At 36.0% G+C, this 25,523-nt stretch carries 19 protein-coding genes and 4 tRNA genes; 2 read left to right on the plus strand and 21 right to left on the minus strand.

Annotated features, from left to right (window positions below; all coding sequences use genetic code 11):
- Positions 1-232 precede the first annotated feature (232 nt).
- The gene (locus G3A47_RS02110; RefSeq protein WP_166919959.1) at positions 233-1,186 is read right to left on the minus strand and encodes an AAA family ATPase; all 954 of its coding nucleotides are present in this window, start codon (positions 1,184-1,186) and stop codon (positions 233-235) included.
- A gap of 77 nt (positions 1,187-1,263) precedes the next feature.
- Positions 1,264-2,694, minus strand: a complete 1,431-nt coding sequence (locus G3A47_RS02115; protein ID WP_166919961.1) for a peptidylprolyl isomerase — start codon at positions 2,692-2,694, stop codon at positions 1,264-1,266.
- Positions 2,695-3,236: 542 nt separating this feature from the next.
- On the opposite strand from G3A47_RS02115, the gene G3A47_RS02120 reads away from it, so the two are divergent.
- Both G3A47_RS02120 and G3A47_RS02125 read left to right on the plus strand, forming a co-directional pair.
- Positions 3,237-4,679: an alpha-amylase gene (locus tag G3A47_RS02120; RefSeq protein ID WP_166919963.1), complete on the plus strand. Its 1,443-nt coding sequence runs from the start codon at positions 3,237-3,239 to the stop codon at positions 4,677-4,679.
- A gap of 503 nt (positions 4,680-5,182) precedes the next feature.
- Positions 5,183-6,772 carry a peptide chain release factor 3 gene (locus G3A47_RS02125; protein ID WP_166919965.1) on the plus strand — a complete coding sequence of 530 codons (1,590 nt, stop codon included), beginning with the start codon at positions 5,183-5,185 and terminating at the stop codon, positions 6,770-6,772.
- Positions 6,773-7,143: 371 nt separating this feature from the next.
- Here G3A47_RS02125 and G3A47_RS02130 read toward each other — a convergent pair whose 3' ends face one another.
- The 19 genes from G3A47_RS02130 to G3A47_RS02220 all read right to left on the minus strand — a co-directional run bounded on the left by G3A47_RS02130 (position 7,144) and on the right by G3A47_RS02220 (position 25,516).
- The gene (locus G3A47_RS02130; RefSeq protein ID WP_166919967.1) at positions 7,144-7,899 is read right to left on the minus strand and encodes a hypothetical protein; all 756 of its coding nucleotides are present in this window, start codon (positions 7,897-7,899) and stop codon (positions 7,144-7,146) included.
- A gap of 565 nt (positions 7,900-8,464) precedes the next feature.
- Positions 8,465-8,776 (minus strand): DUF3467 domain-containing protein, encoded by a 312-nt coding sequence (locus G3A47_RS02135; RefSeq protein ID WP_166919969.1) that lies wholly within the window; start codon positions 8,774-8,776, stop codon positions 8,465-8,467.
- A 16-nt stretch (positions 8,777-8,792) separates the two neighbouring features.
- On the minus strand, positions 8,793-13,103 hold the full coding sequence (rpoC, locus tag G3A47_RS02140) for a DNA-directed RNA polymerase subunit beta' (RefSeq protein ID WP_166919971.1): 4,311 nt from the start codon (positions 13,101-13,103) through the stop codon (positions 8,793-8,795).
- Between the two features lie 303 nt (positions 13,104-13,406).
- Complete coding sequence (gene rpoB, locus G3A47_RS02145) at positions 13,407-17,219, minus strand: DNA-directed RNA polymerase subunit beta (RefSeq protein ID WP_166919973.1); 3,813 nt, start codon at positions 17,217-17,219, stop codon at positions 13,407-13,409.
- Between the two features lie 264 nt (positions 17,220-17,483).
- Positions 17,484-17,855: a 50S ribosomal protein L7/L12 gene (rplL, locus tag G3A47_RS02150; RefSeq protein ID WP_007807437.1), complete on the minus strand. Its 372-nt coding sequence runs from the start codon at positions 17,853-17,855 to the stop codon at positions 17,484-17,486.
- Positions 17,856-17,945: 90 nt separating this feature from the next.
- On the minus strand, positions 17,946-18,452 hold the full coding sequence (gene rplJ / locus G3A47_RS02155) for a 50S ribosomal protein L10 (protein WP_166919975.1): 507 nt from the start codon (positions 18,450-18,452) through the stop codon (positions 17,946-17,948).
- A 22-nt stretch (positions 18,453-18,474) separates the two neighbouring features.
- A complete protein-coding gene (rplA, locus tag G3A47_RS02160) occupies positions 18,475-19,164 on the minus strand; it encodes a 50S ribosomal protein L1 (RefSeq protein WP_166919977.1) in 690 nt (229 codons plus the stop codon).
- Between the two features lie 13 nt (positions 19,165-19,177).
- Complete coding sequence (rplK, locus tag G3A47_RS02165; protein ID WP_166919979.1) at positions 19,178-19,615, minus strand: 50S ribosomal protein L11; 438 nt, start codon at positions 19,613-19,615, stop codon at positions 19,178-19,180.
- 67 nt (positions 19,616-19,682) lie between these two features.
- The gene (gene nusG, locus G3A47_RS02170) at positions 19,683-20,234 is read right to left on the minus strand and encodes a transcription termination/antitermination protein NusG (protein ID WP_029273444.1); all 552 of its coding nucleotides are present in this window, start codon (positions 20,232-20,234) and stop codon (positions 19,683-19,685) included.
- A gap of 10 nt (positions 20,235-20,244) precedes the next feature.
- Positions 20,245-20,442 carry a preprotein translocase subunit SecE gene (secE, locus tag G3A47_RS02175; RefSeq protein ID WP_047777913.1) on the minus strand — a complete coding sequence of 66 codons (198 nt, stop codon included), beginning with the start codon at positions 20,440-20,442 and terminating at the stop codon, positions 20,245-20,247.
- Between the two features lie 19 nt (positions 20,443-20,461).
- Positions 20,462-20,532: transfer RNA gene (locus G3A47_RS02180), tRNA-Trp, on the minus strand.
- 61 nt (positions 20,533-20,593) lie between these two features.
- Positions 20,594-21,781, minus strand: a complete 1,188-nt coding sequence (gene tuf, locus G3A47_RS02185) for an elongation factor Tu (protein ID WP_166919981.1) — start codon at positions 21,779-21,781, stop codon at positions 20,594-20,596.
- 55 nt (positions 21,782-21,836) lie between these two features.
- A tRNA-Thr gene (locus G3A47_RS02190) sits at positions 21,837-21,908 on the minus strand.
- Between the two features lie 88 nt (positions 21,909-21,996).
- A tRNA-Tyr gene (locus G3A47_RS02195) sits at positions 21,997-22,077 on the minus strand.
- A gap of 129 nt (positions 22,078-22,206) precedes the next feature.
- Positions 22,207-22,280 (minus strand) — tRNA-Thr (locus G3A47_RS02200).
- Positions 22,281-22,370: 90 nt separating this feature from the next.
- Positions 22,371-22,673 carry a ribosome hibernation-promoting factor, HPF/YfiA family gene (gene hpf, locus G3A47_RS02205; protein ID WP_166919983.1) on the minus strand — a complete coding sequence of 101 codons (303 nt, stop codon included), beginning with the start codon at positions 22,671-22,673 and terminating at the stop codon, positions 22,371-22,373.
- A 34-nt stretch (positions 22,674-22,707) separates the two neighbouring features.
- The gene (locus G3A47_RS02210; RefSeq protein WP_166919985.1) at positions 22,708-23,601 is read right to left on the minus strand and encodes a tyrosine-type recombinase/integrase; all 894 of its coding nucleotides are present in this window, start codon (positions 23,599-23,601) and stop codon (positions 22,708-22,710) included.
- Positions 23,602-23,968: 367 nt separating this feature from the next.
- On the minus strand, positions 23,969-24,163 hold the full coding sequence (gene rpsU / locus G3A47_RS02215) for a 30S ribosomal protein S21 (protein WP_166919987.1): 195 nt from the start codon (positions 24,161-24,163) through the stop codon (positions 23,969-23,971).
- A 210-nt stretch (positions 24,164-24,373) separates the two neighbouring features.
- Positions 24,374-25,516 carry an acyl-CoA dehydrogenase family protein gene (locus G3A47_RS02220; protein WP_166919989.1) on the minus strand — a complete coding sequence of 381 codons (1,143 nt, stop codon included), beginning with the start codon at positions 25,514-25,516 and terminating at the stop codon, positions 24,374-24,376.
- Positions 25,517-25,523 lie beyond the last annotated feature (7 nt).

The raw sequence follows: 25,523 nt of genomic DNA on the forward strand, positions 1-25,523 counted from the left end.
TGACAATTACAAAGGCAATTAAATAACAATTAAAAACAATATGCTCGCAGAGTCGCAAAGTTTCTCTCGCAGATCTAGCAGATTTATTCAAATTATTTATATCGAAATAACAAAACAAAAAAATCAGCATAATCTGCTAAATCTGCGTGCAAAAGACTTTTCTTTGCGCTTAAAAAAAAGCCCAAACCGGAAGTACTTATCAGTTTGGGCTTTTAGCTATTTTACAACTAAATTACATTAGTTTTTTTATAATTATCTCTTCTGTGATTCCTTCGGCATCAGCTTTGTAGTTTTTAATGATACGATGTCTTAGAATTCCGGTTGCGACCGCTTTTACATCTTCAATATCCGGAGAAAATTTACCATTAAAAGCAGCATGTGCTTTCGCAGCCAAAATTAGATTTTGAGAGGCTCTTGGTCCTGCTCCCCAATCCAGATAATTTTTCACAAAATCATTTGACAAGGCGTTATCCGGTCTTGTTTTACTAACCAAAGTTACGGCATACTCCACCACATTGTCTGCTACAGGAATTCTGCGAATCAAATGTTGGAAATCGATAATTTCCTGTCCTGTAAACAACGGATTAATATCCGTTTTACTATCAGAGGTCGTGCGTTTTACCACCTGTACTTCTTCTTCGAAACTAGGATATTCTAATTTTATTGCAAACATAAAACGATCCAACTGCGCTTCCGGCAACGGATAGGTACCTTCCTGTTCAATTGGGTTTTGTGTTGCCAAAACAAAATAAGGCAAATCTAACTTATGATTTTCACCGGCAATCGTCACCGAACGTTCCTGCATCGCTTCAAGCAAAGCAGCCTGCGTTTTAGGCGGAGTTCTGTTAATCTCATCTGCCAGAATAATATTAGAGAAAATCGGACCTTTAATAAATTTAAACTTCCTGCTTTCATCTAAAATTTCACTTCCCAAAATATCCGAAGGCATTAAGTCAGGTGTAAATTGAATTCTTTTAAAATCTAAACCTAAAGCTTGCGACAAAGTATTAATCAATAATGTTTTTGCCAATCCCGGCACACCTATTAAAAGTGCGTGTCCACCGGAAAAAATACAGATCAAAATCTGATCGATAACCTCGTCCTGGCCTACAATAATTTTCGCTATTTCTATTTTTAATTCATTTCTTTTTTGAACTAAATTGTGAATTGCTGTTACGTCAGACATTTAAATATATTTTAAAATTAAAAAGAGTTAGTTCTATGAATTCATAAAACTAACTCTTTTTATTTATTTAATAAAAATTATTTTTTCAACCAATTGTTTGTGAAAGTACAATCTCTATATTCTCCAATAATCTTAATATAGGTGTCTTTAATTTTGGTATCAAACCATTTGGCAATCGCGCTGATTTGTTTTTCTTTTAATGCTAATTCTTTAATCTTCGTATAATCTTTAGCATAATCAGCTGTATGCTCGTCAATTCTATTGGTAACGGTAATCAGCTTGTATGTCTTTTTACCTTTATCGTCTGTATTTAAAAGTGGCTGAGAAATTTCATCGTCTTTCAAATTAGAAACCTGGCTATACAAAGTAGGATCCATTTTAGTCAATTCGAAACGAGTATCCTGTGTATTAGGGTTCACTAACGTTCCTCCATTTGCTCTGGTCTCTTTTTCGTCAGATTCTGTTCTTGCAGCATCAGCAAACGAAATTTCTTTATTGATTATTTTGTTTCTAACATTTGTAATTCGCTCTTTAGCTTCTTTTAAAGCATCCTCAGATACCGTTGGTGAAATCAAAATGTGTCTTAATTCTACTTCCTGACCTTTAATTTTATCCACCATGATAATATGAAAACCAAAAGTAGTTTCAAATGGTTCAGAGATTTCTCCCTGCTGCAAACTAAAAGCAACGTCCTTAAATTCTTTTACAAAAGGTGTTTTTCTGGTCATTTTATAATAACCTCCATTTGGTGAAGATCCCGGATCCTGCGAATACAAAACCGCTTTGGTAGCAAAACTGGAACCCTCTAAAACATCTTTTCTGATTGCATTTAATCTGTCTTTCACTTTTTGCTTATCTGCATCTGACACTTTAGGCTCTACAACAATTTGCGCCACTTCCATTTCAGCTCCAAAAGTTGGCAACTGATCTTTTGGTATTTTTTTGAAGAAATTACGAACCTCTTCCGGAGTAATTTCTACAGCATCAACAATTTTTTTGGTCATTTCTGACGCTAATTTTTGCTCTTTTAAGATATCCGCAAAATACGTTTTAAATTCTTCTACCGAATTTTTCTTGTAATACGCTACTACTTTATTAATATCACCAACTTGTTGGGTCATATAATTCAAACGCTCTTCCATCATACCTCTTATCTCGGCATCACTTACAATAATACTATCCTGAATAGCCTGATGTGCATACAATTTATCTTCTAACAGTTTACCAAGCATCTGGCATCTGGTAATATCTTTTACAGAACCACCCTGAGCACTGATTTCCAAAAATCCCTTGTCAATATCTGAGTCTAAAACAATATAATCTCCTACAGTAGCAATAATACCATCGATTTTTCGCTTCTGCCCTGAAGGCACTTCAGCTGGTTTTTCAGCCACAACATCTTTAATTATTTCCTGTGCAGTAATGACAGAGTTGAAAAAAAGTAAAAAACACATTGTTAACCCAAACCTGTAATCAATCGTTTTTAGCTGTAATTTTTTTAATAACATTATTTTAAATTTAATTTGAATGTAAAGATCTTGCTTTAAAATTTCATTTGTAAATCGAGCCGTAATTCAATATCTATTACCTGAATTCTCAGACAATAGCACCTAATCAGGAGCTGATTTCTTTTAACTTATAACGAACAAAAATAACAATTCAATTACATAATACAACTATCGGCTATACTATTAACAAAAAATTATATGATAACTCTTAAATCCGACAAATAAAGTGCTGTTTATGAATATAAAAACCTTTAAAAAAAGAGCGCAAAAATTACCAATTACGAAATAGGCTTATACTTTCATCCAAATTATCTTTAATAATCCATAATTAACTATTTATCAGTGAAATAAAAAAAAGTTTTCAACACTACAACGTTTTCGCGATACAGATATTTCCGGATACTTAAAATCGGAGCAAAAAACACCTACTTTAGATAGGTAATCGATAATTTATACGCTTAAAAATTGCGAATATTTCTGTTTTTAAATCCTATAAATTACAATTGCAACTTTATTAACGTAACCAAACCAAATCCTTAATTATGAAAAAACCAATCCCAAAAATTTATTCTTTTTTGGCTATTACAGCATTTTTGTATTCCTGCTCCTCAAATGAAGCCAATGAAATTGACACCAAAGCAGAAAGCCAACAATTTAAAATCATCAATGTTACCAATCACGACGGAAAGCCTTTTAGTACAGGCGATTCAAAAGCTTCACTCACCGGAAAGTATGTAGATAATCCGGGTGGCGGTGTTATGATGCAGGCCTTCTATTGGGATGTTCCCGCGGGCGGCACCTGGTGGGATACCGTAAACAGCAAAGTAACTGCCTGGTCGAATGCCGGAATTGGCTCTATATGGCTTCCTCCCGCATCTAAAGCACAAAATGGTGCTTTTTCAATGGGTTACGATCCAACGGATTATTTTGACTTTGGAGATTACAACCAAAATGGAAGTACCGAAACCCGATTCGGATCAAAAACAGAATTAGTAAGTCTGATTACAAAAGCGCATGCCGAAAACATGAAAGTATATGCCGATATTGTGATTAATCATAATAGCGGAGGCCAGTCAGAAGCTAATCCGTTTACAGGAACCAATACGTGGACAAACTTTAGCGGAGTTGCTTCAGGAAAATTCAAACGCTCCTACAATGACTTTTACAAAAACAGCTACGGCAATAATGACGAAGGTGCCTTCGGTGGATTTCCCGATTTATGTCATGCCAATCCTTATGTACAGGACTGGTTATGGCTTAGAGCAGACGGAGTTGGTAAATATTATAAAAACACCATGAAATTTGACGGCTGGAGATTTGACTATGTAAAAGGTTTTGGTGCCTGGGTAGTAAACTCCTGGAATGCCAATGTTGGCGGTTTTTCTGTAGGCGAATTATGGGACTCTAACGTAAACACGCTAAATGACTGGGCAAACAATGCTAATAGTTCTGTTTTTGATTTCGCCTGTTACTACAAAATGAATGATGCTTTTGACGGAAACAATCTGGCTCTTTTAAATGATGATATGATGTGGAAAAGAAATCCGTACAAAGCGGTAACTTTTGTATCCAATCATGACACTGATGAGATCTGGAGCAAACTCCTTGCCTACTCTTATATTTTGACTCATGAAGGCTACCCAACCATCTTTTACCGAGATTATGAAGAATGGCTTGACAAAAACAAATTAAACAATCTGATCTGGATTCACAATAACAAAGCAACAGGAACCACTTCTATTTTATACGCCGACAATGATGAATATATCGCCAGAAGAAATGGTTACAACGGAAATCCCGGCTTAGTGGTTTACATCAATAATTCTGATACTTGGCAGGAAAGATGGATTCAGACGAATTGGGCCAACACTCAGATTAAAGACTTTACAGGAAACTCGAGCTGGTATCCGACCACTCAGGGAGATAAATGGGTTAAGATTCAATGTCCGCCTAAAGGATATTCTATTTGGTCTATTAATCAATAATTCATTTTAAATACCACTTTAAGGCTGTTCTGAAAAAGCAGCCTTATTTTTTTTGATGTGAGTTGTGAGTTGTGAGTTGGCTCTGATTTTAACTGGAGATTATTTAAAAACACACACAAAGGCTTTAGTCGAACCTTCAAAGAGTTTGGCTAAAGCCTTTTTATGATTAATTAATTCTGGACCTTCAGTTAAAACTGAAGGCAATTGATCTGAGCTTATCCTAAATTCTAAAAAAAATTACTGAGAAGAATCCAAAATGATATTGGAAGTTATTAGTTGCACAACTATTAGTCGAGTTCGAGCTATTAATAAATCATATATCATGAAAACCACCAACCAGTCTTTCCCTTCTCACATTTCAAACTTTCACATTTCAAACTTTCACATCTCACATCTCACAACTCACAACTCACAACTCACAAACAAAGACTTTCTAATTTAAGAACTGAATATTTTTATTAAGCCGTAATTAATAGTACTTTTGCAACCTATTTATACGAAATATGAGCTTTTTAAAAGAAATACAACGCAGAAGAACGTTTGGAATTATATCACATCCCGATGCCGGTAAGACTACTTTAACAGAAAAATTACTATTGTTCGGAGGGGCTATTCAAGAGGCTGGTGCTGTAAAAAACAACAAAATTAAAAAAGGAGCAACGAGTGATTTCATGGAAATCGAACGCCAAAGAGGTATTTCGGTTTCAACCTCTGTACTTGCTTTTAATTATAAAGATAAAAAAATCAACATCCTTGATACCCCGGGTCACAAGGATTTTGCTGAAGATACTTTTAGAACTTTAACTGCTGTTGACAGTGTTATTGTTGTAATCGACGTTGCAAAAGGGGTTGAGGAACAAACGGAGAAATTAGTTGCCGTTTGTAGAATGCGAAACATTCCGATGATTGTTTTCATCAACAAATTAGACCGTGAAGGTAAAGATGCTTTTGACTTAATGGACGAAGTAGAACAAAAACTGGGTCTAAAAGTTACTCCTTTAAGTTTCCCAATCGGAATGGGTTATGATTTTCAGGGGATTTACAATTTATGGGAACAAAACATCAATCTGTTCAGTGGAGACAGCCGTAAAAACATTGAGGAAACCATTGCTTTCTCAGACGTTCAAAGCCCTGAACTGGAAAAAATAATCGGTCAGAAACCGGCCGACAAATTACGTGAAGAATTAGAATTGATTGACGAAGTTTACCCTAAATTCGACCGTCAGGATTATCTGGACGGAAAAATCCAACCTGTATTTTTTGGTTCTGCCTTAAATAATTTTGGAGTTCGTGAGCTTTTAGATTGTTTTGTTGCTATTGCACCATCTCCAAGACCAAAAGATTCCGAAACTCGTTTGGTTGACCCGAAAGAAGAAAAAATGTCAGGTTTTGTGTTTAAAATCCATGCTAATATGGATCCGAAACACCGTGATCGTCTGGCATTTATTAAAATCGTCTCCGGTACTTTCGAAAGAAACAAACCGTACTACCATGTTCGTCAGAAGAAAAATTTAAAATTCTCGAGTCCAAATGCATTTTTTGCTGAGAAAAAAGAAATTGTAGACATATCGTATCCGGGTGATATCGTAGGTCTGCACGATACAGGTAACTTTAAAATTGGTGATACTTTGACAGAAGGTGAAATCATGAGTTTTAAAGGAATTCCAAGTTTCTCTCCGGAACATTTCAGATACATCAATAATGCTGATCCGATGAAAGCCAAGCAGCTTGACAAAGGAGTTGATCAGTTAATGGATGAAGGGGTTGCACAGTTGTTTACCTTAGAAATGAACAATCGTAAAGTAATCGGAACCGTTGGAGCACTTCAATACGAGGTAATCCAGTACCGTTTAGAACACGAATATGGTGCAAAATGTACCTATGAAAACTTCCCGGTACACAAAGCTTGTTGGGTAAAACCTAATGATCCTAAAAATGAAGAGTTTAAAGAATTTAAGCGTATCAAACAAAAATTCCTGGCACATGATAAATATGGTCAACTGGTATTTTTAGCCGATTCGGACTTTACCATTCAAATGACACAGAGTAAATATCCAAGTGTAAAATTATTTTTTACATCTGAGTTTGATTAATCTCTAATCAAAGTAAATAAAAAAGGCAGTCTAATTTTGGACTGCCTTTTTTATTGCTTAACCTTCAATAAGATGCATTTAGCCACCGCCTCTCAACACGCCAACCTCTATAAAAACTTGGCGACTTGGCGACTTTGCGTGAAAATTTAACCACAAAGATCGCAAAGGCTTGCGCAACTGATGCTGTTTTTTTGCTCGCAAAGTCGCGAAGTCGCAAAGCTTTTTTATAAGTAAAAACTGCGAGAGTGAACGATAAATTTGCAACTCCATGACTCCGTGAGAAATAAACAATATACTCTTACCAATTCTAATAAACAAGACCTACTATTATTCCCCAACGAAGACACAGACCGCATAAGCTCCCCCAAAGCTTATTGAATTAATTTGTTATCTTTATTGGAATAATTAATCCCCAGACCTCCGGCTATATAAATTTTTAAAAATTCATCTGCCGAAATACTGATATCCTGCACCAATACCTTATTCTTAACCGAATTAAAAGCAAAAGGAATTGTTTTTGAAAGGAAATAATCTCCACCTTTAATCGTAACCTCAAGTGTTTTGTCTGTTTTTAAAACACGTATCGGAACAGAAAATGCACCCGTTTCAGGATTTACTTTTATTGCACTCTCGAAACCATTAATACTAATTGTCAAATTTGGATAGGTAGCACCATTAAACGGTTTGTTTGTTTTTGTTTCTGTTAGTTTTCCTTTTATCAGTATCGCAACTTCCTTTTCAGCAGTGTGATTAACAGCCACCTTACCAAGCATATGCACTGTTGGTTTTGGGCAATTCACCTCCGTTTTAACTGGTGTTTTTTCTTGCGCGACCATATTTGACGTCAACAAAACTGATGCGGCTACGGCGGCATATTTTAAATTATTGATTTTAGAAATTTCATTGTGCTCAAATTCTTCTTGTAATTGTGTCGTTTTTAGTCGCGCGCAAATGTTTTTATCTTTATTTCCTGCGATGAATTTAGCGACTTCCGAATTTGATTTATTGCTCAGATCAATTACATTTTTCATACAGGAATCACAAAATGAACCAGTTGCATTAACAGTCATTTTATCAAAATTTTCAGAACAAGGGCTCGCTATCTCTAAGGTGAATTTCTTTTTCATACTATACTTTTTTTAAGTTAAAGTGCTTCTCAAATAATCACTTACTTATATAGAGTATATTTTTGACAAAAAGGTTGGGAAGGAGATTAAAAATATTTTCAATCTGAACCAATTACAGGGTAAAAAATTATAGATTACAAAAAAATATTCCTCCACCTAAAACAATAATCAGCGAAATAAATTGCCTCCTGCTTTAGCTGGAGGTAATTCTAGAAAGATAAAAAGGCTTTAGCCGAACTCTCTTAAGCGTTCGGCTAAAGCCTATTTGTCAATAATCAATTCTTAACCTCCAGCTAAAGCAGGAGGCAATTAAAAAAGCTTAATACAACATAAAAAAAGCGCTAAATAAATAATCTAGCGCTTTTCTTTAATTTGAATTAAACCAACCTTTTTTAGTTTTTATCTTCTAAAAATTAAATCTTTTTTTATTAAGAATCGCAATTTAAAACAATAGAACCGTAACAAGAAATTTACTCGACAAACGTAATAAAAATCAGTTAAACTGCGCTGTCATAACTCTTGATCTATGGTATAAAAAAAGCCCCATTACTGGGGCTTTTAAAATTTATGCTTGTCCCGCAGGACCAAAATTAAGCGGTATTGGTGCTTGTTCCGTCTCTTTGATCTCGCCGTGGGCTGCTTCAAAACGATGAATATTTTCACCAATTGCTTTTAATAATCTTTTAGCATGTTGTGGTGTCAGTACAATTCTTGACTTTACCTTGGCTTTAGGAATACCTGGCATAATGCTCACAAAATCTAAAACAAACTCTGATGAAGAGTGATTTATAATCGCAAGATTGGAATAAATTCCTTCAGCGATTGTTTCATCTAACTCAATATTAATTTGCTCTTGTTGTTGATTCGAATTACTCATAGTTTCGTTTCCTAAATTAATAAATATATTCTTCTTTATTAGCCATCATTTCATTGTAATCGTCTTTAGAACCTACAATAGTATTATCGTATTCTCTCATACCGGTTCCGGCAGGGATTCTGTGTCCAACAATTACATTTTCTTTCAATCCTTCTAAATCATCTACCTTACCGGCAACAGCAGCCTCATTAAGTACTTTTGTTGTTTCCTGGAAAGAAGCAGCAGAGATGAATGATTTAGTTTGTAGCGAAGCTCTTGTAATACCTTGTAAAACTGGTGTTGCAGTTGCAGTAATTACATCTCTGGCTACAACCAGATTTTTATCATTTCGTTTAAGCAATGAGTTTTCATCACGTAATTCACGAGGTGTAATGATCTGACCTGGTTTCAATACAGCAGAATCTCCTGAATCTTCAACTACTTTCATACCGTATAATTTATCATTTTGAACGATAAAGTCTTTAGTGTGAATCAATTGATCTTCTAAGAATAAAGTATCTCCCGGATCTTGAACTCTTACTTTACGCATCATTTGACGAATAACTACCTCAAAGTGCTTGTCATTAATTTTTACCCCTTGTAAACGGTATACCTCCTGAATTTCATTTACCAAGTACTGTTGAACAGCAGCCGGTCCTTGAATTCTTAAAATATCATCCGGTGTAATTGCACCGTCAGACAATGGTACTCCTGCTCTTACGAAGTCATTTTCTTGTACTAAGATTTGGCTTGAAAGTTTAACTAAATACTTTTTAATCTCACCAAATTTAGATTCGATAACAATCTCACGGTTACCTCTTTTGATTTTTCCAAAAGAAACAACACCATCGATTTCAGAAACAACTGCCGGGTTAGAAGGGTTACGAGCCTCAAGCAACTCTGTAATTCTTGGAAGACCTCCTGTAATATCGCCTGCTTTAGAAGAACGACGTGGGATTTTTACCAATACTTTACCTGCTTTAATTTTCTCTCCGTTCTCAACCATTAAGTGTGCCCCTACTGGTAAGTTATACGAACGAATCAATTCACCTTCTTTACCGTAAACCAATAAAGTTGGAATTAATTTTTTATTTCTTGCCTCAGAAATTACTTTTTCCTGGAAACCTGTCTGCTCATCGATTTCAACCATGAACGATTGTCCTTGCTCTAAATCTTCGTAAGCAATCTTACCCGTAAATTCAGAAACAATTACACCGTTATATGGATCCCACTTACAGATTACAGTTCCTTTAGCAACAGCTTCACCATCCTTAACAAAAATACTAGATCCGTAAGGAATATTATGTGTATTTAAAACGATTCCGGTTTTCTCGTCAACTAATTTTAATTCTGTTGAACGTGATACCACGATATCAACTGAATTTCCTTCGCTGTCTTCTCCTTTAACCGTTTTTAAATCTTCAATTTCAAGTCTACCGTTGAATCTTGTAATAATACTAGACTCTTCAGAAATACCTCCTGCAACCCCTCCAACGTGGAACGTACGAAGTGTTAACTGTGTACCTGGCTCACCAATAGACTGAGCTGCAATAACTCCAACTGCTTCACCTCTTTGTGTCATCTTACCGGTAGCTAAGTTTCTACCGTAACATTTAGCACAAATACCTTTTAAAGCTTCACAAGTTAATGGAGATCTAACTTCTACTCTTTCGATTGGAGAAGCTTCGATCACTTTCATAATTGCTTCAGTGATTTGTTGACCTGATTCAACTATTACCTCATTAGTAAGAGGATTAATAACATCCTGCAATGCAACACGTCCTAAAATTCTTTCTCCTAAAGATTCAACGATTTCCTCATTTTTCTTCAAAGCAGATACTTCAACACCTCTTAAAGTTCCACAATCTTCGATGTTTACAATAACATCTTGAGAAACGTCATGAAGCCTTCTTGTTAAGTACCCGGCATCAGCTGTTTTAAGAGCCGTATCCGCAAGTCCTTTACGAGCACCGTGAGTAGAAATGAAGTATTCAAGGATCGAAAGACCTTCCTTAAAGTTAGAAAGAATCGGGTTTTCAATAATCTCACCACCACCGGCAGTAGATTTTTTAGGTTTAGCCATCAAACCACGCATACCTGTTAACTGACGAATCTGCTCCTTAGAACCCCTCGCCCCAGAGTCAAGCATCATATATACAGAGTTGAAACCTTGTTGGTCTTCTCTAATATTTTTCATTGCTAATTCTGTAAGCTGTGCATTCGCAGAAGTCCATACGTCAATAACCTGGTTGTAACGCTCGTTATTGGTAATAAGACCCATGTTATAGTTTGTTGAGATACCTTCAACTTGCTCTCTGGCATCTGCAATCAACTTCGTTTTTTGCTCCGGGATTCTAATATCACCTAAAGAGAATGATAAACCTCCTCTAAATGCAAATTTATACCCCATGTCTTTCATATTGTCCAAGAAAGCAGCTGTAGTAGGTACATCAGTCACACTTAAAATGTGTCCGATAATATCTCTAAGGTTTTTCTTAGTCAATACGTCATTGATATATCCGGCTGCTTCAGGAACTACTTCATTAAACAATACACGTCCGGCAGTTGTTTGGATAATTTTGTATACCAATTCTCCTTCGTCATTAAAATCTTTTGCTCTAATTTTCACACGAGCATTCAATTCTAATCTTCCTTCGTTTAATGCAATATTTACTTCTTCAGCAGAATAGAAAGTTAAATCCTGACCTAAAATAATGTGGTCTTCTGTAGAAATACGCTCTTTGGTCATATAATATAGACCCAAGACCATGTCCTGAGAAGGTACCGTAATTGGCGCTCCATTTGCAGGGTTAAGGATATTGTGAGAAGCCAACATTAATAATTGTGCCTCTAAAATAGCCTCTGGTCCTAATGGCAAGTGAACTGCCATCTGATCCCCGTCAAAATCCGCGTTGAAAGCCGTACATACTAATGGGTGCAATTGGATTGCTTTTCCTTCAATAAGTTTTGGCTGGAAAGCCTGAATACCAAGTCTGTGCAACGTAGGAGCACGGTTAAGTAATACCGGGTGTCCTTTAATTACATTTTCAAGAATATCCCAAACTACAGGCTCTTTTTTGTCTATAATTTTCTTAGCAGATTTTACTGTTTTAACAATACCTCTTTCAATCAATTTACGGATAACGAAAGGTTTGTATAACTCAGATGCCATATCTTTTGGCAATCCGCATTCGAATAATTTTAATTCAGGACCAACAACAATTACCGAACGAGCAGAATAATCCACACGTTTTCCAAGTAAGTTCTGACGGAAACGTCCTTGCTTACCTTTTAAGGAATCAGATAATGATTTTAATGGTCTGTTTGATTCTGTTTTAACAGCAGAAGCTTTACGCGTGTTATCAAATAATGAATCTACCGATTCCTGCAACATACGTTTTTCGTTTCTTAAGATTACTTCAGGAGCTTTGATCTCCATTAATCTTTTCAAACGGTTATTACGGATAATTACACGACGGTATAAGTCATTTAAATCTGAAGTTGCAAAACGACCTCCATCAAGTGGTACAAGCGGACGTAATTCCGGTGGAATAACAGGAACCACTTTCATAATCATCCATTCCGGACGGTTTTCGCGGTTTAAGTTAGATTCACGGAAAGACTCAACAACTTGTAATCTTTTTAATGCTTCTGTTTTACGTTGTTTAGATGTTTCGTTATTAGCACTGTGTCTTAGTTGGTAAGATAACTCATCTAAGTCAATACGAGCTAATAAATCCATAATACATTCTGCTCCCATTTTGGCAACAAATTTATTAGGATCCATATCATCTAAATATAGATTTTCTTGTGGAAGCGTATCTAAAATATTTAAATATTCTTCTTCAGTTAAGAAATCTAATCTTTGTAAAGATTCTCCATCTGCATTTTTAGCAATACCAGCCTGGATTACTACGTATCTTTCGTAGTAAATGATCATATCTAATTTCTTAGATGGAAGACCAAGGATATAACCAATTTTGTTTGGAAGAGAACGGAAATACCAGATATGAGCAATTGGCACAACAAGGTTGATGTGTCCTACTCTGTCACGACGTACTTTTTTCTCAGTAACTTCAACACCACAACGGTCACAGATGATCCCTTTGTAACGAATTCTTTTATATTTACCACAAGCACACTCAAAATCCTTTACAGGTCCGAAGATTCTTTCGCAGAAAAGTCCGTCTCTTTCCGGTTTGTGAGTTCTGTAGTTAATTGTTTCCGGCTTTAAAACCTCTCCTCTTGATTCTTTCAAGATAGATTCCGGTGAAGCCAATCCGATAGAGATTTTGTTAAATCTTTTTACCTGATTTTTATCTTTATTATTGTTTCTATTATTCATCATAGTTTTTACTATTGATTTATTTGCTGTTAAAAATTGATTTTATTTTAGTCTAAAGCTGAATGTCATACAGTTTTTAAAGTCACAAATGACTCTTTATTCCGGACTTTCAAACTTTCGACTTAAACGCTGCCTCGGGTTACTTCTCTAAACTTCAAAACCTAATTTGAAGCGCTAGTTATAAAATGCCTCGCATTTGTATAAAAAATCGGAACGGGTTACGGGTATAAATCTTAAAAACTTTTATAAATGAGTAATCAGTTTTCAGATATTGCTATCCGAAAACTGAAAACTGCTTAATACTTCTTATTCTTCTAATCGAAGATCTAGTCCCAGACCTTTCAATTCGTGCATTAATACGTTGAATGATTCCGGTAAACCTGGTTCCGGCATAGTCTCTCCCTTAACGATAGCTTCGTAAGTTTTAGCTCTACCAATAACGTCATCAGATTTAACCGTTAAGATTTCTCTAAGAGTACTTGATGCTCCATAAGCCTCAAGTGCCCAAACCTCCATCTCTCCAAAACGCTGACCTCCGAATTGCGCTTTACCTCCAAGAGGTTGTTGCGTAATCAATGAGTATGGTCCGATAGAACGTGCGTGCATCTTATCATCAACCATGTGTCCTAATTTAAGCATGTAAATTACACCCACAGTCGCTTTTTGTGCAAAACGCTCTCCAGTACCACCATCATAAAGGTGCGTATGTCCGAAACGTGGTACTCCCGCCTCATCAGTCAAAGCATTAATTTGATCAAGAGAAGCACCGTCAAAAATTGGAGTAGCAAATTTTCTACCCAAGTTCATACCGGCCCATCCAAGAACAGTTTCATAAATCTGACCAATGTTCATACGTGAAGGTACCCCAAGTGGATTCAATACGATATCTACCGGTGTTCCGTCTTCAAGGAAAGGCATATCTTCATGACGAACGATTCTTGCAACAATACCTTTGTTACCGTGACGTCCTGCCATCTTATCCCCAACTTTCAATTTACGTTTTTTAGCAATGTAAATCTTAGCTAATTTCAAGATTCCAGATGGTAATTCATCTCCAACTGTAATAGTGAATTTTTCTCTTCTTAAAGATCCTTGTAAGTCGTTTAACTTAATTTTATAGTTATGAATCAAATCATTAACCATTTTATTAGTAGCATCATCAGCAACCCATTGACCTTTGCTTAAGTGAGCAAAATCTTCTACTGCGTAAAGCATTTTTTGAGTATATTTTTTACCTTTTGGTAAAACTTCTTCACCCAAATCATTCATTACCCCTTGAGATGTTTTTCCGTTAACGATCAGGAATAATTTTTCAACCAATCTGTCTTTTAATTCAACAAATTTAGTTTCAAACTCCATTTCTAAAGCGCCTAAAGCATCTTTATCCTGAGTACGTTTACGTTTATCTTTTACGGCTCTTGCAAATAATTTTTTGTCAAGAACTACACCATGTAAAGATGGAGAAGCTTTTAATGAAGCATCTTTTACATCTCCCGCTTTATCCCCGAAGATTGCACGAAGCAATTTCTCTTCCGGAGTTGGATCAGATTCTCCTTTTGGTGTAATTTTTCCGATCAAAATGTCGCCAGGTTTAACCTCTGCTCCAATTCTGATCATACCGTTTTCATCTAAATCTTTAGTAGCTTCTTCAGAAACGTTAGGAATATCGTTTGTTAACTCTTCATTTCCTAACTTCGTATCTCTAACCTCTAATGAATAATCATCAACGTGGATAGAAGTAAAAATATCATCACGAACTACTTTTTCAGAAATTACAATCGCATCCTCAAAGTTATACCCTTTCCATGGCATGAACGCAACTTTTAAGTTTCTACCTAAAGCTAATTCACCATTTTGAGTAGCATATCCTTCTGATAATACCTGTCCAAGTGCTACTCTGTCTCCTTTTCTTACGATTGGTTTCAGGTTAATACTTGTACCTTGATTGGTTTTTCTAAATTTAATTAAGTTATACGTTTTCTCATCAGCATCAAAACTTACCATTCTTTCATCTTCAGTACGGTCGTATTTGATAGTAATGATGTTAGCATCTACGTATTCTACAGTTCCATCTCCCTCAGCATTAATCAATACTCTTGAATCTGAAGCTACCTGACGCTCTAAACCTGTACCAACAATTGGTGCTTCCGGACGGATCAAAGGAACCGCCTGACGCATCATGTTAGATCCCATCAACGCACGGTTCGCATCATCATGTTCCAAGAAAGGAATCAATGAAGCAGAAATCGAAGCAATCTGGTTAGGAGCAACGTCTGTATAATGAACTGAAGATGGCTCAACAACCGGGAAGTCACCCTCCTCACGAGCAATAACATTGCTTGCTGTAATTTTACCTGTAGCATCCATTTCAATGTTTGCCTGAGCAATCATTTTTCCTTCTTCTTCTTCAGCACTCAAATAAATTGGAGTACTATCTAAATCAACTACACCTTCAGTAACTTTACGGTAAGGAGTTTCGATGAAACCCATTCCGTTAACTTTTGCATAAACACCAAGAGAAGAGATCAAACCAATGTTTGGTCCCTCAGGAGTTTCAATCGGACATAAACGACCATAGTGTGTGTAGTGAACGTCACGAACCTCGAAACCGGCTCTCTCTCTCGAAAGTCCACCTGGTCCAAGTGCAGATAATCTTCTTTTGTGTGTAATCTCAGCTAGTGGATTCGTTTGATCCATAAATTGAGACAACTGGTTTGTTCCAAAGAAAGAGTTGATAACCGATGATAATGTTTTAGCATTGATCAAATCGATTGGTGTAAACACCTCGTTATCTCTAACGTTCATACGCTCTCTAATAGTTCTAGCCATACGTGCTAAACCTACACCGAATTGTTGAGACAATTGTTCTCCAACTGTTCTAACACGACGGTTAGATAAGTGATCAATATCGTCAATCTCTGCTTTAGAGTTGATCAATTCGATCAAATATTTTACGATTGTAATGATATCCTCTTTAGTAAGCACTTGCTTATCCATAGGGATATCTAAATCTAACTTTTTGTTCATTCTGTAACGACCTACTTCACCTAAGTTGTAACGTTGGTCAGAGAAGAACAATTTATCTATAATACCACGAGCCGTTTCCTCATCAGGCGGTTCAGCGTTACGCAACTGACGGTAAATGTGCTCAACAGCTTCTTTTTCAGAGTTTGTTGGATCTTTTTGTAACGTGTTGTGGATAATAGCATAGTCAGCCTGATTGTTATCCTCTTTGTGTAACAAAATAGATTTAACGTTAGAATCAATGATCTCTTCCACATTATCTTTGTCGATAATAGTATCACGATCAAGGATGATTTCGTTACGTTCGATAGAAACTACCTCACCGGTATCTTCATCAACGAAATCCTCATGCCATGTATTCAATACACGTGCAGCAAGTCTTCTTCCAATATACTTTTTGATACCTGTTTTAGAAACTTTAATTTCTTCAGCAAGGTCGAAAATCTCAAGGATATCCTTATCTCTTTCGAATCCGATTGCACGGAATAAAGTAGTTACCGGTAATTTTTTCTTTCTATCGATATACGCATACATTACGCTGTTGATATCGGTAGAAAATTCTATCCAAGATCCTTTAAAAGGAATTACTCTGGCAGAATATAATTTTGTTCCATTAGCATGGAATGATTGTCCAAAGAAAACCCCAGGAGAACGGTGTAGCTGAGATACTACTACACGCTCAGCACCATTAATTACAAAGGTACCACTTGGTGTCATGTAAGGAATTGTTCCAAGATAAACATCTTGTACAATAGTTTCAAAATCTTCGTGTTCCGGATCTGTACAGTATAGTTTTAACCTGGCTTTTAAAGGCACACTATACGTAAGTCCTCTCTCTATACATTCTTGAATTGTATAACGTGGCGGGTCTACAAAATAATCCAGGAACTCCAATACAAAGTTATTTCTTGTATCTGTAATTGGAAAGTTTTCCATGAAGGTGTTGTATAACCCTTCGTTGCCTCTTTCGTCAGATTTCGTTTCCAATTGGAAGAAATCTTTAAAAGATTTAACCTGTACATCTAGAAAATCCGGATAGTCAGGAATATTTTTTGTAGAGGCAAAATTCAATCTTTCAGTCTGATTTGTTATCATCAATGAACAAAATTTTGATTAAAAAAAAGTAGTTTTTTGTGTAAAACACACTGTTTAATGTATACTTTCTTATTGTAATCAACACATCTTTAAAAATAAACCAACAGAATGCGGTTGCATTTTTTTTCTTCGTATTGATCAAAAACTTTTTCGTATTTTAAACTATTTGATAATAAAACTTGATATATTTTATTATACGAAAAATGGTTTAGGCCTTTGAGTTTTGACTCAAGACCTAAACCTAGTTCTTAAAACCGAGTGAACTTATTTAAGTTCAACTACAGCTCCAGCTTCTTCTAATGATTTTTTAAGACCTTCAGCCTCTTCTTTAGAAACACCTTCTTTAACGTTACTTGGAGCACCGTCAACTACATCTTTAGCTTCTTTAAGACCTAAACCTGTAAGTTCTTTAACTAATTTTACAACAGCTAATTTAGAAGCTCCAGCTTCTTTTAATACTACTGTAAATTCAGTTTGTGCTTCTTCAGCAGCACCTTCTCCACCACCAGCAGCAACTACAACCGCTGCAGCAGCAGGTTCGATACCATACTCATCTTTTAATATTGTTGCTAATTCGTTAACTTCTTTAACTGTTAGGTTAACTAATTGTTCTGCGAATTGTTTCAAATCTGCCATTTTTTCTATCGTTTAAAATGATTTGTAAAATTATAATTTATTTGTGTGTGCGAATTTTAGGAACACAGAAGACAATAACTGTCTTTTGTATTACGCTTCTTCAGTTGCTGCTTCTTCTCCAGCAAATTTGTTTTGAAGAGCTGAAATAATTCTTTGAGCTGGTGATTGTAACAATCCGATAAGCTCTCCAAGAAGTTCTTCTTTAGATTTAATAGTTGCTAATGCATCTAATTGATCGTCTCCAATGTAAATTTCAGAATTGATGTAAGCTCCTTTTAATACAGGTTTAGCTGATTTTTTTCTGAAATCTTTAATTATTTTTCCAGGTGCATTTGCAACATCTGAAATAAAGATAGCGCTGTTACCAGTCAATACTGAAGGTAAATCACCATAGTCATTTGCAGAAGCTTCCATTGCTTTTGCAAGCAAAGTGTTTTTTACAACCTCTAATTTTATACCTGCTTTAAAACAAGCTCTTCTCAAGTTTGAAGTTGTTTCTGCATTTAATCCAGAAATATCAGATACATAAATAATATTTGTACCAGCTAACTGCGCAGTTAAATCTTCAATCGCGATTGATTTTTCTTCTCTAGTCATACTAAAAATTATTAACTACCAATTATACTGCTTTAGGGTCCAATGCAATTGCAGGACTCATAGTGCTTGTAAGGTGAATACCTTTAATATAGGTACCTTTAGCAGCAGTTGGTTTAAGTTTGATTAATGTTTGAATAATTTCGTGTGCATTGTCATAAATTTGCTCAGCTCCAAAAGAAACTTTACCAATTCCTGCATGTACGATACCAGTTTTGTCAACTTTAAAGTCAATTTTACCAGCTTTAACCTCTGCAACAGCTTTTGCAACATCCATAGTTACAGTACCTGTTTTAGGGTTTGGCATTAAACCTCTAGGTCCTAAAATACGACCTAATGGACCTAATTTACCCATAACAGCCGGTACAGTGATGATCACATCAACATCTGTCCAACCATCTTTAATTTTTTGTAAATAATCGTCAAGACCTACATAATCAGCTCCAGCTTCTTTAGCTTCCGCTTCTTTATCTGGAGTAACTAATGCTAATACTTTAACGTCTTTACCAGTTCCGTGAGGTAAAGTAACTACACCTCTAACCATTTGATTCGCTTTTCTTGGATCAACACCCAAACGAACTGCGATATCAACAGACTCATCAAATTTTGCAGAAGCAACAACTTTAATCAATGCAGCAGCATCTTTCAAAGTGTATAGCTTGTTCTTTTCAATTTTTGAAGCAGCCTCTTTTTGCTTTTTTGTTAATTTTGCCATTTCTTTCTCTTAATTAAAAAGGAGCATCTCCTGATACAGTTATACCCATAGACCTAGCAGTTCCAGCAATCATGCTCATTGCAGCTTCGATTGTGAATGCATTTAAGTCTACCATTTTATCTTCAGCAATTGCTTTGATAACGTCCCAAGTAACACTAGCTACTTTTTTACGATTTGGTTCACCTGATCCAGACTTTAGCTTTGCAGCTTCCAATAATTGGACAGCAGCTGGAGGAGTTTTTACAACAAAATCAAATGATTTGTCTTTATACACAGTAATTTGTACTGGGCATATTTTGCCAGGTTTATCTTGTGTTCTAGCATTGAACTGCTTACAGAACTCCATGATATTAACCCCAGCAGCTCCTAAAGCAGGTCCAACCGGTGGCGACGGGTTCGCAGCACCTCCCTTAACTTGTAGTTTAACTACCTTACTAATTTCTTTAGCCATTTTTTAAAAAATTTAACACTATAATCATTGGAAGCGATTATAGTGGTTATTATAGATGTAACAAAAATTATACTTTTTCAACTTGCATAAAACTCAATTCTAATGGTGTTTTTCTTCCGAAAATCTTAACCATTACTTCAAGTTTACGCTTTTCTTCGTTTATTTTCTCAACTGTACCGTTAAATCCGTTAAAAGGACCATCGATCACCTTAACAGTTTCTCCTAAGTTGAACGGAATTGCACGAGTATCTGTATTTACAGCAAGCTCATCTACTTTTCCTAACATACGATTTACTTCAGAAAGTCTCAACGGAACTGGCTCGCCCCCTTTGATCTCTCCTAAAAAACCAATTACACTAGTAATTGACTTAATAATATGAGGTATCTCACCAACCAAGTTAGCTTCGATCATAACATATCCAGGGAAATACACTTTATCCTTAGACATTTTCTTTCCTTCTTTTACAGTAACTACTTTTTCTGTAGGTACTAAAACTTGGGAAACATAATCACCCATACCTAATCTGGCAATCTCAGTTTCGATATAAGCTTTGACTTTATTTTCTTGTCCGCTTACCGCTCTAACTACATACCATTTTTTCACATTATTATCTGCCATCACAAAAAAATTATCCTTTTAACCAGTTAAAAAATCCAGCTAAAGCTTTTGCAAAAAATTCGTCTGTTCCCCATGTTGCCAAAGCAAACAGTATCGAAAATACAGCCACAACAATTGTCAATTTCTGAACCTCAGCCCAAGCCGGCCAAGTAACATTTGACTTTAACTCTTCGAAAGCCTCTGATAAATAATTCGTAACTTTTGTCATTTGATATATTTTTTTATTGCACGGGCGGAGGGATTCGAACCCCCATCAACGGTTTTGGAGACCGCTATTCTACCCTTGAACTACGCCCGTAATTAAAAGCCAGTGATATCAGTTAAGAAAATCAACTGGCTTTTCTTTTATTATAATAGAATTACTCTACAATTTCAGTAACCTGTCCAGCACCTACAGTTCTACCACCTTCACGGATAGCAAAACGTAAACCTACGTTCATAGCGATTGGGCTTAACAAAGCAACATTGATAGTCAAGTTGTCTCCTGGCATTACCATCTCTACTCCTTCTGGTAAAGTAATAACTCCTGTTACGTCAGTTGTACGTACGTAGAACTGTGGACGGTAGTTATTGTGGAATGGAGTATGACGTCCACCTTCTTCTTTTTTCAAGATATAAACCTCAGCTTTGAATTGAGCGTGTGGTTTTACTGAACCTGGCTTAATAATAACCATACCTCTTTTGATATCAGCTTTATCAATACCTCTTAACAATAAACCTACGTTATCTCCAGCTTCACCTCTATCAAGGATTTTACGGAACATCTCAACTCCTGTAATAGTAGAAGTTAATTTTTCAGCTCCCATACCAATGATTTCAACAGGATCTCCAGTGTTAGCAACTCCAGTTTCGATACGACCTGTAGCAACAGTTCCACGACCTGTAATTGTAAATACGTCCTCAACTGGCATCAAGAATGGCTTAGCTACGTCACGTACTGGCTCTTCGATCCAAGCATCAACAGCTTCCATTAATTCAATAATTTTAGGAACCCAGTTTGGATCATTGTTCAATCCACCTAAAGCAGAACCTTGAACAACAGGACCATTATCTCCATCATATTCGTAGAAAGATAATAAATCTCTAATTTCCATTTCAACAAGCTCTAACAACTCAGCATCATCAACCATATCCACTTTGTTCATGAAAACAACGATTCTTGGAATACCAACCTGACGACCTAAAAGGATGTGCTCACGAGTTTGTGGCATTGGACCATCTGTAGCAGCAACTACTAAGATAGCTCCGTCCATTTGAGCAGCTCCAGTAACCATGTTCTTTACGTAATCCGCGTGACCTGGACAGTCAACGTGAGCGTAGTGACGGTTAGCTGTTTCATACTCTACGTGTGATGTATTAATAGTAATACCTCTTTCTTTCTCCTCTGGAGCGTTATCGATTTGATCAAACGATTTAGCTTGACAGTAACCAGCGTCAGACAATACTTTTGTAATTGCTGCAGTTAATGTAGTTTTTCCGTGATCTACGTGTCCAATTGTACCTATGTTTAAGTGCGGTTTGGAACGATTAAAATTCTCCTTTGCCATTTTACTTAATTTTTAATCTTAGTTATATATTAATTTTCAATTTCCTACTTACTTGAGCCAACTACGGGATTTGAACCCGTGACCTCTTCCTTACCAAGGAAGCACTCTACCCCTGAGCTAAGTCGGCAGAGAGTTCTGATTTTAGATTTTTGAATTTAGATTTCAGATTTTTAAAATCCAAAACCTACAGCCCAAAACCTTAACTTCTTTTCTTGTGGGGAGAGCAGGATTCGAACCTGCGAAGTTCACACAGCAGATTTACAGTCTGCCCTCGTTGGCCGCTTGAGTATCTCCCCAAAACAATTTTAGATTTCAGATTATTGATTTTAGATTCCTCTAAAATCAATCAACAAATCTTAAAATTTTGTTTTTTATTCCATTCTTTAAAAGAACCTGTTTCAAATCGCATTTGAAACCTTTTTTTGAGCCGGCGGAGGGACTCGAACCCACGACCTGCTGATTACAAATCAGCTGCTCTAGCCAACTGAGCTACGCTGGCAAACTCATTAAAAAAGTCCGCTATTTCTAACGGACTGCAAATGTAGCTAAATTATCCTTTAATCAAAGCATTTTTTGAAAAAATTTTCAATTATATATGTGTTCTTATTTTTTCTTTCCTTTTTACAAGCAATCGCTCTAAAGATTCCGCCGAAAGCTCAACCGCTTCTTCAAACGTTTTACACTGTTTTTTAACCAAAAAATCATCCCCAGGAACATTAATCTTTATCTCCACCACCTTATTCTCCTTATCACTTGTTCTTTCCACTTTTAAAAAAACATCTGCCGAAACCACTCGATCGTAGTATTTTTCCAACTTATCCATTCTTTCCTGAATAAAATCTACCAATTTTCTGTCAACAGTGAAGTTAACTGCATGAACATCTACCTTCATAATATAAATTTTAGGGTTAAACACTTAAGAACTACTATTTATTTCTCGGATGCGCTTCGCCATACATTTTTTTTAACTCTGCCAAACTGTTATGAGTATAAACCTGCGTAGACGCCAAACTAGAATGCCCTAATAATTCTTTAACTGAATTCAAATCTGCTCCGTTATTTAATAAGTGAGTCGCGAAAGTATGCCTGAGGACATGTGGACTTTTTTTCACCTTTTCAGAGACCCTACTAAAGTATGAATTTATTAAACGATACACAAAAGATTCACTCAATTTTAACCCTTTCCTCGAAATAAAAAAATAATCTTTATCCACTATTCCCTCAACAGAAGATCTTTCCTTCAAATACACCTCAAACTGTTCTAAAACAACAGGAATAATCGGAATTATACGTTCTTTATTTCTTTTTCCCAAAACCTTAACCACACCCGAAGACAAATCAACATTATAAATCCTCAAATTAATCAGTTCCGCCCTTCTGATTCCAGTCGCATAAAACATCTCCACAACAAGCTTATCCCTCACCTCTTCAAAACCAATCGGACTCCCCACCTCCTGCATCAAATCAACCAATTCTTTTTCCGAAAACGGAATTTGAACAATTTTAGGCGTCTTCAAAGCCTTATGCTTCAACATCGGATTCACCTCTATTTGTTTTGTCTTTAAAAGAAACCTATAAAAAGCCCTCAAAGAAGCCATCTTCCTATTGACAGAAACATTAGAAACACCCTCATCCACCAGAGAAACGATCCAACTCCTGATTTGACTATAATTAACCTGCTCCACACCCTCTTGCTCAAAGTGAAATTTATTAAACGTTTCAAAAAACAAAATATCACTCAAATAAGCATTAACCGTATGAAGAGAATACTTCTTCTCTAATTGCAGATAATCCCGAAATGCTTCTTTATTTGTTTTCATAAAAAATCAATTTACTCCCCACCAAAACCAAACTAAAACTTAAAATCCCAAATTTAAAAATCCCAAATTCCAAAAACGCAAATCAACACCCAATGTCATCCTAAGCGAAGCCGAAGGACAACCCTCATTGTCACTCTGAGCGAAGTCGAAGAGCAACATCCAATGTCATCCTAAGCGAAGCCGAAGGACAAATTCCAAAAAATGCAAATCAATACTCAATGTCATCCTGAACAAAGCCGAAAAACAACCCTCATTGTCACCCTGAGCGAAGCCGAAGGAGACCTCAAAATTAGGCATAAAAAAAAAACCGTTAGCATCAAAAATACAATTTTTGATCGCTAACGGTAATTATTTTAACAAGCTACTACTAACTTTCTAAACTATCTTTCATGTTTTGAATGTAAGCCGCTTTTTGAATTTGAGCTCTTTTGATTACAGAAGGCTTAATAAAAGCAGTACGTGCTCTTAATTGACGAACAGTTCCTGTTTTATCAAATTTTCTTTTATAGCGCTTTAATGCTCTATCGATATTTTCTCCGTCTTTAATTGGTATAATTAACATAATATTGACACCTCCTCTCGTTAAGGCTGCAAAAGTAATTATTATTTTTTAAATAAAGACTATAGAATTACATTTTTTTTATCAAAATGTGAAATGTGAAATGTGAAATGTGAAATGTGAGATGTAAAAAAACAAGACCTAGTCCAATCACATTTTACTTTTTACTTTTTACAATCTACATTTTACAATCTACATTTTACAGTTACCACGTTACTCTTTCAACAAGTTTCTTGAAATTACTACTTTCTGAATTTCGGTAGTTCCTTCTCCTATCGTACATAATTTAGAGTCACGATAGAATTTCTCAACAGGAAAATCTTTCGTGTAGCCGTAGCCCCCGTGAATCTGCACGGCTTCGTTTGCGATTTTCACACAAGCTTCCGATGCATACATTTTTGCCATAGCTCCACTTGTAGTAACCGGTTTGTGCTGCTGCTTTAAGAAAGCTGCTTTATGCAACAACAATTCCGAAGCTTCAATTTCTGTTGCCATATCAGCTAATTTAAACGATATGCCCTGAAAACTACTAATAGGTTGCCCAAACTGCTGTCTTTCTTTTGAATATTTTAATGCCGCTTCATAAGCTCCTTTCGAAATCCCAAGAGATAAAGCTCCGATAGAAATTCTACCGCCATCTAATATTTTCATTGCCTGAATAAAACCCTGTCCAACTTCTCCTAATCTGTTGGCATCGGGAACACGACAATTATCAAAAACCAGTTCAGCTGTCTCACTGGCACGCATTCCTAATTTATTTTCTTTTTTACCGGATGTAAATCCAGGCATTCCTTTTTCAAAGACAAAAGCTGTCATTCCTTTTGAATCGCCTTTTTCTCCGGTGCGAACAATCACAACGGCAACATCTCCTGAAATAGCATGTGTGATAAAGTTTTTAGCACCATTTACTACCCAAAAATCTCCATCTTTGACCGCAGTGGTATTCATTCCTCCGGCATCAGAACCCGTATTGTGTTCTGTTAAACCCCAGGCACCGATAAATTCTGCAGTTGCCAGTTTTGGCAACCATTTTTTCTTTTGCTCTTCATTCCCAAAAGTTAGAATATGATTTGTGCATAAAGAATTATGAGCGGCAACGGATAAGCCAATAGAAGGATCTACTTTTGAAATTTCCTCTACCACGGTAATATACTCATGATACCCTAAGCCACTTCCTCCGTACTCTTCGGGAACTAAAACGCCCATAAATCCCATTTCTCCTAATTCTTTAAATAAGGCAACAGGAAAAATTTGCGATTCATCCCATTCCATTATGTTTGGCCTGATCTTTTTGTCCGCAAATTCTTTTATCGATTGCGCAATCATTAATTGTGTTTCGTTATAATCAAAGTTCATTGTTGGT

The sequence above is a fragment of the Flavobacterium poyangense genome, from assembly GCF_011751075.1.
Lineage (GTDB): Bacteria > Bacteroidota > Bacteroidia > Flavobacteriales > Flavobacteriaceae > Flavobacterium > Flavobacterium poyangense.

Excerpts from the sequence above, each read along its gene's own strand:
- nusG (WP_029273444.1), bottom strand. The coding sequence starts at position 20,234 with ATGGCAGATAATAATGTGAAAAAATGGTATGTAGTTAGAGCGGTAAGC.
- G3A47_RS02220 (WP_166919989.1), bottom strand. The coding sequence starts at position 25,516 with ATGAACTTTGATTATAACGAAACACAATTAATGATTGCGCAATCGATA.
- secE (WP_047777913.1), bottom strand. The coding sequence starts at position 20,442 with ATGACAAAAGTTACGAATTATTTATCAGAGGCTTTCGAAGAGTTAAAG.
- rplL (WP_007807437.1), bottom strand. The coding sequence starts at position 17,855 with ATGGCAGATTTGAAACAATTCGCAGAACAATTAGTTAACCTAACAGTT.
- tuf (WP_166919981.1), bottom strand. The coding sequence starts at position 21,781 with ATGGCAAAGGAGAATTTTAATCGTTCCAAACCGCACTTAAACATAGGT.
- G3A47_RS02130 (WP_166919967.1), bottom strand. The coding sequence starts at position 7,899 with ATGAAAAAGAAATTCACCTTAGAGATAGCGAGCCCTTGTTCTGAAAAT.
- rplK (WP_166919979.1), bottom strand. The coding sequence starts at position 19,615 with ATGGCTAAAGAAATTAGTAAGGTAGTTAAACTACAAGTTAAGGGAGGT.
- G3A47_RS02120 (WP_166919963.1), top strand. The coding sequence starts at position 3,237 with ATGAAAAAACCAATCCCAAAAATTTATTCTTTTTTGGCTATTACAGCA.
- rplJ (WP_166919975.1), bottom strand. The coding sequence starts at position 18,452 with ATGACTAGAGAAGAAAAATCAATCGCGATTGAAGATTTAACTGCGCAG.
- rplA (WP_166919977.1), bottom strand. The coding sequence starts at position 19,164 with ATGGCAAAATTAACAAAAAAGCAAAAAGAGGCTGCTTCAAAAATTGAA.
- rpoB (WP_166919973.1), bottom strand. The coding sequence starts at position 17,219 with ATGATAACAAATCAGACTGAAAGATTGAATTTTGCCTCTACAAAAAAT.
- G3A47_RS02110 (WP_166919959.1), bottom strand. The coding sequence starts at position 1,186 with ATGTCTGACGTAACAGCAATTCACAATTTAGTTCAAAAAAGAAATGAA.
- G3A47_RS02210 (WP_166919985.1), bottom strand. The coding sequence starts at position 23,601 with ATGAAAACAAATAAAGAAGCATTTCGGGATTATCTGCAATTAGAGAAG.
- rpoC (WP_166919971.1), bottom strand. The coding sequence starts at position 13,103 with ATGATGAATAATAGAAACAATAATAAAGATAAAAATCAGGTAAAAAGA.
- G3A47_RS02125 (WP_166919965.1), top strand. The coding sequence starts at position 5,183 with ATGAGCTTTTTAAAAGAAATACAACGCAGAAGAACGTTTGGAATTATA.
- rpsU (WP_166919987.1), bottom strand. The coding sequence starts at position 24,163 with ATGTTAATTATACCAATTAAAGACGGAGAAAATATCGATAGAGCATTA.
- G3A47_RS02115 (WP_166919961.1), bottom strand. The coding sequence starts at position 2,694 with ATGTTATTAAAAAAATTACAGCTAAAAACGATTGATTACAGGTTTGGG.
- hpf (WP_166919983.1), bottom strand. The coding sequence starts at position 22,673 with ATGAAGGTAGATGTTCATGCAGTTAACTTCACTGTTGACAGAAAATTG.
- G3A47_RS02135 (WP_166919969.1), bottom strand. The coding sequence starts at position 8,776 with ATGAGTAATTCGAATCAACAACAAGAGCAAATTAATATTGAGTTAGAT.